Annotated in this window: 13 protein-coding genes, 2 tRNA genes and 1 rRNA gene; 9 read left to right on the top strand and 7 right to left on the bottom strand. The window is 67.6% G+C overall.

All coding sequences use genetic code 11. From position 1 onward, the window contains the following. Nucleotides 1–8: 8 nt before the first annotated feature. The 5 genes from biuH to KOI35_RS38655 all read right to left on the bottom strand — a co-directional run bounded on the left by biuH (nucleotide 9) and on the right by KOI35_RS38655 (nucleotide 4,738). Nucleotides 9–734 carry a biuret amidohydrolase gene (gene biuH / locus KOI35_RS38675; protein ID WP_215794114.1) on the bottom strand — a complete coding sequence of 242 codons (726 nt, stop codon included), beginning with the start codon at nucleotides 732–734 and terminating at the stop codon, nucleotides 9–11. Between the two features lie 15 nt (nucleotides 735–749). Beyond that, nucleotides 750–2,330 (bottom strand): allophanate hydrolase, encoded by a 1,581-nt coding sequence (atzF, locus tag KOI35_RS38670; RefSeq protein ID WP_308121341.1) that lies wholly within the window; start codon nucleotides 2,328–2,330, stop codon nucleotides 750–752. 227 nt (nucleotides 2,331–2,557) lie between these two features. Beyond that, nucleotides 2,558–3,193, bottom strand: coding sequence for a GntR family transcriptional regulator (locus tag KOI35_RS38665; RefSeq protein WP_215794112.1), 636 nt, complete (start codon nucleotides 3,191–3,193; stop codon nucleotides 2,558–2,560). 367 nt (nucleotides 3,194–3,560) lie between these two features. Further along, complete coding sequence (locus KOI35_RS38660; RefSeq protein WP_215794109.1) at nucleotides 3,561–3,875, bottom strand: LapA family protein; 315 nt, start codon at nucleotides 3,873–3,875, stop codon at nucleotides 3,561–3,563. Between the two features lie 792 nt (nucleotides 3,876–4,667). Then, nucleotides 4,668–4,738 (bottom strand) — tRNA-Gly (locus tag KOI35_RS38655). A gap of 132 nt (nucleotides 4,739–4,870) precedes the next feature. Between KOI35_RS38655 and KOI35_RS38650 the strand changes: the two genes are divergently transcribed. From KOI35_RS38650 to clpX, 5 genes are all read left to right on the top strand, one after another. Beyond that, a tRNA-Pro gene (locus KOI35_RS38650) sits at nucleotides 4,871–4,944 on the top strand. Between the two features lie 38 nt (nucleotides 4,945–4,982). Next, nucleotides 4,983–6,332, top strand: coding sequence for a trigger factor (gene tig / locus KOI35_RS38645; protein WP_215794107.1), 1,350 nt, complete (start codon nucleotides 4,983–4,985; stop codon nucleotides 6,330–6,332). Between the two features lie 166 nt (nucleotides 6,333–6,498). Then, entirely contained in the window at nucleotides 6,499–7,128 is a 630-nt protein-coding gene (locus KOI35_RS38640; RefSeq protein WP_215794105.1) for an ATP-dependent Clp protease proteolytic subunit, read from the top strand. 11 nt (nucleotides 7,129–7,139) lie between these two features. Next, the gene (locus KOI35_RS38635) at nucleotides 7,140–7,796 is read left to right on the top strand and encodes an ATP-dependent Clp protease proteolytic subunit (protein WP_215794103.1); all 657 of its coding nucleotides are present in this window, start codon (nucleotides 7,140–7,142) and stop codon (nucleotides 7,794–7,796) included. A 210-nt stretch (nucleotides 7,797–8,006) separates the two neighbouring features. Then, entirely contained in the window at nucleotides 8,007–9,296 is a 1,290-nt protein-coding gene (clpX, locus tag KOI35_RS38630) for an ATP-dependent Clp protease ATP-binding subunit ClpX (RefSeq protein WP_215794101.1), read from the top strand. A 65-nt stretch (nucleotides 9,297–9,361) separates the two neighbouring features. Here the strand turns inward: clpX and KOI35_RS38625 are convergent, their stop codons facing one another. After that, nucleotides 9,362–9,919, bottom strand: coding sequence for a PadR family transcriptional regulator (locus tag KOI35_RS38625; protein ID WP_246614495.1), 558 nt, complete (start codon nucleotides 9,917–9,919; stop codon nucleotides 9,362–9,364). A gap of 70 nt (nucleotides 9,920–9,989) precedes the next feature. Between KOI35_RS38625 and KOI35_RS38620 the strand changes: the two genes are divergently transcribed. Genes KOI35_RS38620 through KOI35_RS38610 form a run of 3 tightly spaced genes read left to right on the top strand, consistent with a single transcriptional unit; the run spans nucleotide 9,990 to nucleotide 11,614 of the window. After that, entirely contained in the window at nucleotides 9,990–10,349 is a 360-nt protein-coding gene (locus KOI35_RS38620; protein ID WP_215794099.1) for a nuclear transport factor 2 family protein, read from the top strand. Further along, nucleotides 10,346–10,807: a hypothetical protein gene (locus KOI35_RS38615; RefSeq protein WP_215794096.1), complete on the top strand. Its 462-nt coding sequence runs from the start codon at nucleotides 10,346–10,348 to the stop codon at nucleotides 10,805–10,807. Before KOI35_RS38620 ends, KOI35_RS38615 begins: the two co-directional genes overlap by 4 nt. A gap of 9 nt (nucleotides 10,808–10,816) precedes the next feature. Further along, entirely contained in the window at nucleotides 10,817–11,614 is a 798-nt protein-coding gene (locus KOI35_RS38610) for a carbon-nitrogen hydrolase family protein (RefSeq protein ID WP_215794094.1), read from the top strand. A 27-nt stretch (nucleotides 11,615–11,641) separates the two neighbouring features. Here the strand turns inward: KOI35_RS38610 and KOI35_RS38605 are convergent, their stop codons facing one another. After that, nucleotides 11,642–11,857, bottom strand: coding sequence for a hypothetical protein (locus tag KOI35_RS38605; RefSeq protein WP_215794092.1), 216 nt, complete (start codon nucleotides 11,855–11,857; stop codon nucleotides 11,642–11,644). Between the two features lie 595 nt (nucleotides 11,858–12,452). Here KOI35_RS38605 and KOI35_RS38600 point away from each other — a divergent pair. Next, nucleotides 12,453–12,551 (top strand): 16S ribosomal RNA (locus tag KOI35_RS38600); the annotation flags it as partial.

Here is a 12,551-nt window from a genome sequence, read left to right as displayed (position 1 = left end):
CGCCGCCTTCAGTCGTTTTCCGGGTGGCGGGCGGGGTGGTCGGATGGCTCCGTTGCCGCTATCACGTCGTCCGAAGTGGCGACGCAGCCGAAGACGCCGCCCTGCATGGTGACCATGTGCAGGGCGGCGGTGTGGTTGGACGGGTCGGTGGCGCCCGTGCAGTCGCTGAGGATCAGGCACTCGTAACCGCGGTCGTTGGCCTCGCGCATCGTCGTGTGCACGCAGACGTCCGTGGTGATGCCGGTCAGGATCAGGTGGGTGATGCCGTGGGTCCGCAGCACCAGGTCGAGATTGGTGGCATAGAAGGCGCCCTTGCCCGGCTTGTCGACGAGCACCTCGCCGGGAAGCGGCGCCACCTCGGGCACGATCTCCCAGCCCGGCTCGCCCTTGATCAGGATGCGGCCGCACGGCCCGTCACTGCCGATCTCGGCGCCGATCTGAGCCGACCGCCACCGCTTGTTGGGCGGCAGGTCGGACAGGTCCGGGTCGTGTCCTTCCCGCGTGTGGATCACCAGCATGCCGAGCCCGCGGACGTGCTCGAGCAGTCGCGCGGTGGCCGGCAGCCCGGCCCGGGTGAGCTCGATGTCGTAGCCCATCGAATCGACGTAGCCGCCCTTGCCGCAGAAGTCGGTCTGCCAGTCGATGCAGATGAGCGCCGTCCGTGACACGTCCACGGTGCCGTCGTACGGCCAGAGGTAGGGGTTGGCCTTGACCGGCCCGATCGTTGCCGTCATGAGTTCCGTCCTCCTTCAACTGCGGTAGTTGCGCCAGCCGCCGCTGGCGGTGATGTCCGGGGCGCCGGCCACCGCGTAGGCCTCGCACAGGAAGCCGGTGACCTCGGTGCCGTCGTCCAGAGCGATCCGGCCCAGCGACAGCGGTGCCGCGATGCCGGCCAGGAAGCCGCCGACCTGCGTGGCCGGCAGTTGCCAGAGCTCGATGTCGATTTCTTTTCGTGACGACTCGTCCCGCACCAGGCCGGGCGCCCCCGACGGCAGGAGATGGAGGCGGTAGCAGGGCGCGGTCCGGGCGGTTCGCAGAAAGGCGGCCCCGCGGTCGAGCAGCTCGCCGTTGCGGGGTTCGCCGCGCAGGTGCAGCCCGACGACGGCGAGCGTCATGGCGTCCTCGACCGGCAGCGACCGGGCCGCCAGCGCGAGCATGTCGTCGCTGAAGGCCGGCCCGAACAGCGTGATCGAGGCCGGCCGCCCGTCCGCGGTGAACCCGTTGGGCACGGTCACCGCGGCCATGTCGAGCAGGTTCGTGAACTGCGTGTACCGCCCCAGATTCAGATTCCGCCCGATCGGATCCTCGGCGATCTCGTCGTGCGTGTAGGTGGTGCCGATCGTCGGCAGCACGAGCACGTCGATCTGTTCCCACATCCGGTCGGCCGCGGCCTTGAGCTCCTGCAACCGATGCTGAGCCCGGAACGCGTCCGCCGCCGAGAACCCGTTCCCCGTCTCCAGCACGGCCCGCGTCACCGGCAGCACCGACTCCGGATGTGCGGCCAGGAAATCCCCGAGATCGGCCAGCCGCTCGGCCACCCACGGACCGCGATACAGCAGGTCACCGGCCTCGAGCAGCGGCCCGATGTCGACCGTGGCAGCACCGCCGAACCGCGCGAACGCCTTCTCCTGCCCGGAGTCACCAAAAAAATCCAGGCTTTCCGGTACGCCCACAGCCGGCTCGGCGATCAGCGGCCGGTGGCCTTCCCGCGACCACGGATCTTCCCGTACGCGTCCCCGCGCGACCCGCATCACCCGGTCCGCCATCGGCAGGTCCCGGGCGAACACCGACACGCAGTCCAGGGACCGGCAGGCCGGCACCACCCCGAGCGTGCTGAGCAGCCCCCGCGTCGGTTTGATGCCCACGATCCCGTTGAGCGCGGCCGGCACCCGCCCCGACCCGGCGGTGTCCGTGCCCAGCGCGAACGCCACCGTCCCGTCCGCCACGGCCACGGCCGACCCCGAGCTCGAGCCCCCGCTGATCAGCCCGCCGCCGAACACACTTTCCGGTTTCCCGTACGGAGACCGGGCGCCCGTCAGCCCCGTGGCGAACTGATCGAGGTTCGTCTTGCCCACCACGATCGCGCCCGCGTCGACCAGCCGTTGGACGACGGGCGCGTGCCGCTCGGGCACATACGCGAAGTCCGGGCACGCAGCCGTGGTGGACAGCCCCGCCACGTCGATGTTGTCCTTGACCGCGAACGGCACCCCCGCGAGCGGCAGCCCCGGATCCACTTCCCGGACGCGCGCCCGCAGCTCATCGGCCCCGAAGGCACTGATCCACACGCCCTCGGCCCGCCGGACCCGTTCCACGATCCCGTCGACATCCACATCGTCGATTGTCGACAATTCTGTTTCGCAAACCGCGACGCCGTGTAACGCTGCGATTTCGCGTAGCTCACATCGCCGGCACGTAGCCCACCCGGCATGTAGCCCGCCCGGCACGTAGCCCACCCACCACCGGGGGCCTCCACCACCGGCCAGGCTAGTGCGATTTGTGGATCTTGACCGTCGCTCTGTGGACAAGCCGGACCTGTGGATAACGGTGAGAGGCCGGCTCAGCTGAGGTACGTGCGGGCTCCGTGGGCGGTCAGCGCCTCGATCACCGCAGTCGTGTCGGCCTGCTCGACCGCGGCGAACAGGCGCTCGTGGCGCAGCACGCCGTCTTCGGCGCGGGCCGCCTCGGCCTCGCGTCGCATGTTGACGGCCATGTAGAGCTGGATGCGCACCAGTACCGAGCTGTACAGGTCGGCCAGTTGACGGTTGCCGCCCAGCGCCACCACCTCGGTGTGGAACTGGCGGTGCGCGTTGGCCAGCTCGAGCCGGTCGTCGGCCTCGGTGGCCTTGCGCATGAGTTCGAGCGCGGCGCGCAGTGCGGTCAGGTCGGGTGCGGCCGGCATGGCGGCGACGGCGTGCCGTTCGAGGACGTCGCGCACCTCGTAGAGCTCTTGAACATCGTCGGCGGAGAGCGTGGCGACGCGGGCACCACGGCGCGGGATGTGCTCGACCAGGCCCTGCTGGGCCAGCAGCCGCATGGCCTCACGCAGCGGTGCCCGGCTGATCCCGAGGCGGCGGGTCAGCTGTTCCTCGACGAGCCGTTCGCCCGGCTCGACGCGTCCGCTGAGGATCTCGCGGCGCAGGCGTTCCACGGCGAGCTCGACCAGACTGTAGGTCCGCAGCTCCCCGTCGCTCACGCCTGAAGTGTGCCAGCCGGGGCAAACCGCCGTGTCAGGCACTGTCCTGTTCGTCGCGCCGGCCACCCCGCGGCCGCCGGAGGCTGGGCCAGACCGCGACCACGATCATGACCACTCCGAGCACGATGAGTGCAGTCCAGACCACAGTCATCGCGCGACCCTAACCCCGCCGACCCCACCGGCACCCCTTAGCGCGTACGCCCCGTGGTGCACCATCCGCGCAATCTCCAGCCGACCGCCCTCGTGCGACAGACGCTCGCTGCCCTCGCGATCTGCGCAGAACGCGCCCCACACGGCACCAATCACGCGGGGGCGCGCTGCGAGTGGCGGCCGGGACGGCACGGGCGGGGGCACTGCTGCGGCGGGGCTAGCGTGGGGGGCGTTTGACCAGGCGGCGCAGCTGGACTATTCGGGCTGCTGCTACGGCCATGGCGATGATGGCGCCGCCAACGCCTGCTATCAGCAGGGCCAGGGCTACGGGGAACTGGCCGGTCATCCAGAGGAAGTTGATGCGGACCGCGGCGGTGTTCTGGCTGATGAAGACGATCAGCAGGATGACGACCAGGACGCCGGCCCAGACTCCGAACCAGGCGGCGCCGATCCGCGTATGCGGAACCCGTGCACGGACCTGGGCCGACGGCGGAGGTGGCGGCGAGTCCCCTACCGGGGTCCGCGGCGGCAACGAATCGTCGGCCAGAGGCAGCGTTGACCGCGGGGCGGTTTCCGGCGGGCGTGGTGGCAGCTCAGGTGGGGTTTCAGCGGCCGGGCTACTCATGACTGGGTGTTGCCCTGCGTGACCAATTGTTAATCCCACGGTGCGATTTAAGGATCCGCTAATAGACGGGCGTCGAAGCGTCCCGCTAGGTTCTCCGGCGGGTATCTGGATCGCGTCAAGCACCAGAAGCTCCCGGCCGGGGCACCGCCGGCCGAGACGCGCGGCGCCGGGTGGCGGCCCGGCGCCGCGCCCCTAGCAATACCCACCCAGCCCATGCCGCATCGACGCCACTTTGCCGCTCCGCGCACCCAACTCCGCCCTTGCCCCGCACTCTGGTCCGCTGGCGCCGCGTCCTGGTCCGGTGGCCCCGCACTCTGGTCCGCTGGCGCCGCGTCCTGGTCCGGTGGCCCCGCACTCTGGTCCGCTGGCGCCGCGTCCTGGTCCGGCAGCCCGTAGCTCCTGCAGCCTCCGGTGACTTTCCCCGCTGACTTTCTATGCGCAACCACCGGCAACATCCCGGTCGCGCGCTACGGCCCAGCCCAGGTCCCCACATCGCGCGCGGCAGCCGCCGAAGGCGGAGCCCAGCCCCATTGCGCTCGGAGACACCACGAGGCGTACGAGAAACGGTTTTGATCGAAGCCCACCCAAAGACGGCCAGTGACCAGCCGTAACGTGGGGGTCTGGGGGCTTGGCCCCCAGGTAGGAGTGAGAGCGAGCCAGGTCCACAGAGCAGTACTGCGGACACACTGCTCCCGAGCGAGCGGGCGACGAGAATCGAACTCGCGTAATCAGTTTGGAAGACTGAGGCTCTACCATTGAGCTACGCCCGCATCAACCCCGCACATTCGCGGGGTTGCGGGGATAGCTTACTGAATCATCTCCCGTCGACGCGAACCGGATTCCCCACCAGGTGACTCCGAGGCACGCGCGCGGAAGCGGACCGCATACACTGGCCGTCGCCACGGGGTGTGGCGCAGCTTGGTAGCGCACTCGCTTTGGGAGCGAGGGGCCGTGGGTTCAAATCCCGCCACCCCGACTGACAACCAACTATCGGCAGTTACAAGGAGTACGCCTGTGAAGAGCACCGTCGAGACTCTGAGCCCGACCCGGGTGAAGCTCGCTATCGAGGTGCCGTTCGACGAGCTCAAGCCGAGCCTGCAGAAGGCGTACCGGGAGATCGGCGCGCAGGTGCAGGTGCCGGGCTTCCGTCGCGGCAAGATTCCGAGCGCGGTCATCGATCAGCGGGTCGGGCGTGGCGCGGTCCTCAACGAGGCGGTTCAGGAGGCGATTCCGCAGCAGATCCTGGCGGCCGTGCGTGAGCACGACGTCAAGACGCTGGGTCGCCCCGAGGTCGAGATCACCGAGTTCGCCGACAACGAGCCGCTGAAGTTCACGGCCGAGGTCGACGTGCGTCCCGAGATCACCGTTCCCGACCTGAAGACCATCTCGGTCGAGGTACCGGCGGTCGCGATCGGTGACAGCGAGATCGACGAGCAGATCAACGGCTTGCGTGAGCGGTTCGCGACGCTGAAGACGGTCGACCGGCCCGCCGCCGAGGGCGACTACGTGCAGCTCGACCTGAAGGCCACGGTCGACGGCGAAGAGGTGCCGGGTGGTTCGGCCACGAACATCTCGCACGAGGTCGGCAGCAAGCAGCTGCTCCCGGGTCTCGACGAGGTGCTGGTGGGCCTGGTCGCCGACGCGGACGCCCAGTTCACCACGCAGCTGGTGGGCGGCGACTTCGCCGGCCGGGACGCCGATGTCGAGGTCAAGGTCCGCAGCGTCAAGGACAAGCAGCTTCCCGAGGTCGACGACGAGTTCGCGCAGATGGCGAGCGAGTTCGACACGCTCGAGGAGCTCAAGGGTGACCTGCGCGAGCGGCTGACCAAGGTCAAGAAGGTCGAGCAGATCTACGCGGCCCGTGACGAGGCGCTCAAGCAGCTGGTCGAGGCGGCGAACATCCCGGCTCCCGAGGGTGTCGTCAAGGATGAGGTCGAGGGCCGCAAGCAGGCCATGACCGACCAGCTGGAGCGGATCGGCGCGACCCTGCAGGACTACCTGACCTCGGAGGACAAGACCGAGGAGCAGATCGACCAGGAGCTGACCGAGGCCGCCGAGGAGGGCGTCCGGATTCAGCTGCTGCTCGACACGATCGCCGACGCCGAGGACGTGCAGGTGTCGGACGACGAGTTCGGTCACGAGATCGTGCACCGGGCGCAGCGGGCGCAGATGCAGCCGCAGCAGTACTACGACCAGCTCGTGCAGTCGGGTGCGGCGGCCGCCGTGTTCGGTGACGTGCGGCGGGGCAAGGCGCTCGCTTCGGTCATGGAGCAGGTCGAGATGAAGGACTCCGAGGGCACGGTTCTGACCCTCGACGACCTCCGCGCCGCCTCGGAAGACGAGCACGCAGGCCACAACCACTGACGTCGACGCGGCGGCCCGGGAAGCTTTCCCGGGCCGCCTGCGCTGTCAGCGAACACCTGCCCGAGCGGGAAGCTGATGCGCATTCGACCGGTTAGGTTGGTCGTACGACGGACGACCTGCCGGCCTTCGAACCTGAGGCCGACACAGTTAGCTGTGAAGGGCTGCCATGACCGATCTTCATCTCCCCGCGAGCCCTGTGCTCCGCGGTGATTCCCTCAGTGGCAACCTCGACGACTCGGTCTTCAACCGCCTGCTGCGTGAGCGCATCATCTTCCTCGGCAGCGAGGTGACCGACTCGGTGGCCAACCGCATCTGCGCGCAGCTGCTGCTGCTTTCCGCCGAGGACCCTGAGCGCGACATCAACCTCTGGATCAACTCGCCCGGTGGCTCGGTCTACTCGGGCATGGCGATCTACGACACGATGCAGTTCATCGACAACGACGTGCAGACCGTCGCGATGGGTATGGCCGCGTCGATGGGGCAGCTGCTGCTCTGCGCCGGCGCCCCCGGCAAGCGTTTCTCGCTGCCGCACGCGCGGATCATGATGCACCAGCCGTCGGGTGGCATGGGCGGCACGGCCGCCGACATCGCCATCCAGGCCGAGCAGATGCTCTACACCAAGCGCATGTTCCAGGAGCGGGTCGCCCACCACACCGGCCAGACTCAGGAGCAGATCGAGGCCGATTCCGACCGTGACCGCTGGTTCACGGCCGAAGAGGCCAAGAACTATGGCTTCATCGACAAGGTGATCACCGGGGCCACTCAGGTTCCCGAGGGCGCCGGAACGCTGAACTGAGGAGCTGAACCATGACTGATCTGACCTTGCCCTCCGGGTTCGCGCCGGTGCACAACCGCTACGTGCTGCCCTCCTTCGTCGAGCGTTCCTCGAACGGGATGATGAAGGAGACGAACCCCTACAACAAGATGTTCGAGGACCGGATCATCTTCCTCGGCGTGCAGGTGGACGACGCGTCGGCCAACGACGTGATGGCCCAGCTGCTCACGCTGGAGAGCTCGGACCCCGACCGCGACATCCTGATGTACATCAACTCGCCCGGTGGCTCCTTCACCGCCATGACGGCGATCTACGACACCATGCAGTACGTGCGCCCCGACATCTCGACGGTCTGCCTCGGGCAGGCCGCCAGCGCCGCCGCCGTACTGCTGGCCGGCGGTACGCCGGGCAAGCGCATGGCGCTGCCGCACTCGCGGGTGCTCATTCACCAGCCGGCCACCGAGGGCGGCTACGGCCAGGGCTCCGACATCGAGATCCAGGCGCGCGAGATCCTGCGCATGCGGTCCCAGATGGAAGAGATGATCGCGCGTCACTCGGGCCGCACGCCCGAGCAGGTCCGCAAGGACGTCGACCGCGACAAGATCATGACGGCCGAGGAGGCCAAGGAGTACGGCATGGTCGATGTCGTGCTGGCGAGCCGTAAGAAGAGCCTGCAGTCGGTGAGCTGAGGCATGCTGTCGGGGGCCGGCCGGGACGGATTAAACTGGCCGACCCCTGACACGCCCGTTTTGGGGGGTCGGAGTTCCGAACCTTTGCGGGTAACGTCGAGCATGCAGCCTCAGTTACGCGGTTCCGCAGACGATGAGATGGCAACGAGGCAATCAGTCCTCGGATCAGGGGCCGGTGCGAGTCGGCCGATGAGCTCAAGGAGAACGTAGGTGGCACGGATCGGCGACGGCGGCGACCTACTCAAGTGCTCCTTCTGTGGGAAGTCGCAGAAGCAGGTCAAGAAGCTCATCGCGGGCCCTGGGGTCTACATCTGCGATGAGTGCATCGACCTCTGCAACGAGATCATCGAAGAAGAGCTGGCTGAGACCGGCGAGGTGAAGTGGGAAGAGCTTCCCAAGCCGATGGAGATCTGCCAGTTCCTCGACCAGTACGTGGTCGGCCAGGAGCAGGCCAAGAAGGCTCTCTCGGTCGCGGTCTACAACCACTACAAGCGGATTCAGGCCGAGTCGAGCGGCGCTCCCGGTGCGGGCAGCGACGTCGAGGTGGCCAAGTCCAACATCATGCTCATCGGCCCCACGGGCTGCGGCAAGACGCACTTGGCGCAGACGCTGGCCCGCATGCTCAACGTGCCGTTCGCGATCGCCGACGCCACGGCGCTCACCGAGGCGGGCTACGTCGGCGAGGATGTCGAGAACATCCTGCTCAAGCTGATCCAGGCCGCCGACTACGACGTGAAGCGCGCCGAGCAGGGCATCATCTACATCGACGAGGTCGACAAGATCGCCCGCAAGAGCGAAAACCCGTCGATCACACGTGACGTCTCCGGCGAGGGTGTGCAGCAGGCGCTGCTCAAGATCCTCGAGGGCACGGTGGCCAACGTTCCGCCGCAGGGCGGCCGTAAGCACCCGCACCAGGAGTTCATCCAGATCGACACGACGAACGTGCTGTTCATCGTGGGCGGCGCATTTGCCGGGCTCGACCGCATCATCGAGTCCCGCGTGGGCCACGGTGGTGTCGGTTTCGGCGCTCACCTGCGGTCGGTCTCCGAGCGGAACACCGACGACATCTTCAGCCGGGTCATGCCGGAAGACATGCTGAAGTTCGGGCTCATCCCCGAGTTCATCGGTCGTCTGCCGGTCATCACCACGGTGCGTAACCTCGACCGCGAAGCGCTCATCAAGATCTTGACCGAGCCGCGGAACGCGTATGTCAAGCAGTATCAGCGGCTCTTCGAGCTGGACGGGGTCGAGCTCGAGTTCGACTTCGGCGCGCTCGAGGCGATCGCCGACCAGGCCATGCTCCGCGGCACGGGCGCTCGTGGCCTCCGCGCGATCATGGAGGAGGTGCTGCAGTCGGTGATGTTCGAGGTGCCGAGCAACCCCGACGCGGCCCGTGTGGTGATCACGCGCGAGGTCGTGCTGGAAAACGTGAACCCCACGATCGTCCCGCGCGAGTTCGTCGGCCGCCGGCGTCGCGAGCGCGAGGAAAAGTCCGCCTAGGTTGTCTCGATCCGCCGCCGTTCCCCTTCCCGGGGGCCGGCGGCGGTTTCTTTTCCCGTACGCCGTCAGCCCTGTTCCCGCCGGATGAGCGTCGCGAGCACGGTTTCGGCCCAGGTGATGTTCATCTGCTCGTACATGCGCCCGGCCATGAGGGTCAGGTAGGGCCCGGCGCGCCGGCTCTCCCGTAGGAAGTCGTCCTCGTCGCGCCCCTTGAGCATGCGTTCGCGGATCTCGTCGTACCGCGCCAGCTTCTCGCGTGACCGGTCGATGCGGGCCCTCGTCTCCGCGATGATCGCCGCGGGGTCGGCGGCGTCGCCCGCCTGGAGCTTGACCAGGAACTCGTCCCGGATCGCGGGTGGCTTGGACGGCCGGCGGCTGAACGACCGTAGTTCTTCGCGTCCCCGCTCGGTCATCGTGAACACGCGCTTGTTGGGCCGCCGGGTCTGTTCGACCACGTGGGCTTTGACCATGCCGTCCTGCTCGAGTCGTTCGAGATCGCGGTAGAGCTGTTGCGGTGTCGCCGACCAGTAGTCCGCCACCGCCACGTCGAACCGTTTGGCCAGCTCGTATCCGGACGCCTCACCCTGGGACAGGGCGGCCAGCAGTGCGTGGCGCAGTGACATCTGGACACCTCCCTCACGCGGAGGTTAGCGTAATCCGCACCTAATCAATTTGTTGACTATAGGGGTTGCCGTGCATCCGTTCCGCGCCGCCGTCGAGTCCCGCGACATCGAAGCCGCCATCGCCCTGCTCCACGAGGACGTCATCTTCAAGAGTCCGGCCGTCTTCACCCCGTACCGGGGTCGTTTCGCGGTGGCGCCCCTGCTGCGGGCCGTTATCGAGGTCTTCGAAGACTTCGAGTACACGCGGGAGATCGGCGACGGTTCCTCCCACGCGCTGATGTTCCAGGCCCGGGTCGGAGACAAGCAGTTGGAGGGCTGCGACTTCCTGCAGGAGTCCCCGACCGGCGAGATCACCGAGTTCGTCGTCATGATCCGTCCGCTCAAGGGTCTGCAGGCCCTGGCCGGAGCGATGCAGGCCCGGCTCACATGACCGTCCGTGAGATCGACGCTCCCGCTGATCTCGAGGCCCTGGCCGCCCTGACCCCGGTCGACTGGCGGGAGTCCTTCACGCTCGCCGTCACCGGGTCGCGAAGCGCCGAACAGTGGGCCCGGCACATGCTCGAGGGCGCCTCCTGGAAAGCCCGGGCCCAGATGGTCACGACCTGGACCCTGCTCGGTATCCCCCTCGCCCCTCCATGGTCCCGCTCCCAGGTGCTGGGCTGGCGGATCCGGCACAACACCCCGGGCGCGATCGTGCTCGAGGTCCGCGCCGCGGCCGGCGTCACCGCTCGCCTGGTGCTGCACATCTCGGGCACCGACCTGACCCAGGTCATGCTGGTCCGCTACGACCACCCGCCCGGCCGGCTCATCTGGTCCCGCCTGGCCCCCGCGCACCACCGCTTCCTCCGCGCGTTGCTGGAGGTTGGTCAGCGGCGGGCCCGCTCGTAGGCTGCACCTATGCGCGTTGCGGTGTGTCAGCTGAATTCGCGGGCCGATCGGGATGACAACCTGCGAGTGGCCCGTGGGCTGCTGGAACGGGCGGCGGCGGCCGGTGCCGAGCTGGCCGTGCTGCCGGAATACGTCGACTACCTCGGTCCCGGAGACACGGCGCCCAAACCCGAGGGGATCGACGGGGAGTTCGCCCAGTTCTTCGCGTCCGCCGCACGAGAGCTGGGGATCTGGGTCCACGCCGGGTCCTTCCACGAGGCCGGCCCGGACGAGCGCCGCACCTACAACACGTCCCTGGTCTTCGACCCACGCGGCGAGCTGGTCACCACGTACCGGAAGATCCACCTGTACGACGTGGAGATCGCGGGCCGGGTCTCCTATCAGGAGTCGCGTTCGGTGGCTCCCGGCGCCGAGACGGTGGCGGCCGACATCGCCGGGGTGCGTACCGGGCTCTCCATCTGTTACGACCTCCGTTTCCCCGAGCTCTATCGACGGCTCGCGGTCGGGGGAGAGGCCCGCGTCTTGATCGTGCCGGCCGCCTTCATGATGCACACCGGCCGCGACCACTGGGAAGTGCTGTTGCGGGCGCGCGCGATCGAGAACCAGTGCTACGTGGTGGCCGCCGGCCAGATCGGAGACCACGACCCCGGCCGTACGTGTTTCGGCCGCAGCATGATCGTGGATCCGTGGGGCACCGTGGTCGCCCAGGCGCCCGACACCGTAGGGATCGTCACCGCGGAGCTGGATCTTGAGCATCTCGAGCAGATCCGGACCGAGCTGCCCAGCCTGGCCAACCGTCGGCTCTGACCCGGCTTTTGCTTTGTGTCAGCGGCGTCACAGCAGCTGGAAGAGGTAGCCGACGACCGCCAGGCCGATCACGGCGCCACCACTGAGGAGCATCGCTCCGCCCATACGGGACGGACCCCGTTCGAGGAGCCGGCGGACCGAGACCACCAGCGTGACCAGCACAAGCGTGCCGATGAGGAACTGTCCGAACGGCATGATCATGTCGACCAGCACGTCAGCTGCCAGCGTCCCGGAAGCTCCCATGGCACCACTCTTTCACGATGTGAAGCCGTTTCGGGGCGTCTCGGCGCACGGCCGGGCACGGGGGTCGATTTGCATGCGCGGCCCCCGGTCTTGTAACTTTCTCTCTGCCCGAGGGAAACCCGGACGAACGGCGCGAAAGCGACGGACGCCCAGGAACCTCCCGGGTACGCAAGAAGCTCGATTAACGAGCTCGGGCGGAGCGGAGCAGGGCAACTTGCGCCAGCGAAACCGACCGGGTAAGGTAGTCAGGCCAGCGGGGAACCGGGCAAGCAGATCACGAAAGTGATCGTCGGCCGGTCCGCAAGGCCACTCTCACGATCCACCCGCCGGAAAGCGGGTTCGAGTCGTGGGGCAAACTTGGGCGATGCAAGCAAGATCTTGGATCTTGCGCTTGCGAAGTCGACCGGGTAAGTTTGAGCGGTTGCCCCGGAGCAGTAAGCCGGGTGTGGTTGTTCTTTGAGAACTCAACAGGGTGCTTGATAAGCCAGTGCCAATTAAGTAATACCCCGGCCGGCTTCTCGTTCTTTGGGGCGAGTTAGTTCGGTGGGAGATTCCTTTGGCAGTTAATAACTGCCGGGACGCTTTTCCACAGTTTTTGTTGGAGAGTTTGATCCTGGCTCAGGACGAACGCTGGCGGCGTGCTTAACACATGCAAGTCGAGCGGAAAGGCCCTTCGGGGTACTCGAGCGGCGAA

Source organism: Paractinoplanes bogorensis, assembly GCF_018829635.1.
Lineage (GTDB): Bacteria > Actinomycetota > Actinomycetes > Mycobacteriales > Micromonosporaceae > Actinoplanes > Actinoplanes bogorensis.
This window is presented reverse-complemented; position numbering and strand designations above follow the sequence as displayed.

Coding starts and splice junctions, on each gene's coding strand:
- biuH (WP_215794114.1), bottom strand. CDS start 734: ATGACGGCAACGATCGGGCCGGTCAAGGCCAACCCCTACCTCTGGCCG.
- KOI35_RS38640 (WP_215794105.1), top strand. CDS start 6,499: ATGACCGATCTTCATCTCCCCGCGAGCCCTGTGCTCCGCGGTGATTCC.
- KOI35_RS38625 (WP_246614495.1), bottom strand. CDS start 9,919: ATGTCACTGCGCCACGCACTGCTGGCCGCCCTGTCCCAGGGTGAGGCG.
- KOI35_RS38610 (WP_215794094.1), top strand. CDS start 10,817: ATGCGCGTTGCGGTGTGTCAGCTGAATTCGCGGGCCGATCGGGATGAC.
- KOI35_RS38635 (WP_215794103.1), top strand. CDS start 7,140: ATGACTGATCTGACCTTGCCCTCCGGGTTCGCGCCGGTGCACAACCGC.
- KOI35_RS38605 (WP_215794092.1), bottom strand. CDS start 11,857: ATGGGAGCTTCCGGGACGCTGGCAGCTGACGTGCTGGTCGACATGATC.
- KOI35_RS38615 (WP_215794096.1), top strand. CDS start 10,346: ATGACCGTCCGTGAGATCGACGCTCCCGCTGATCTCGAGGCCCTGGCC.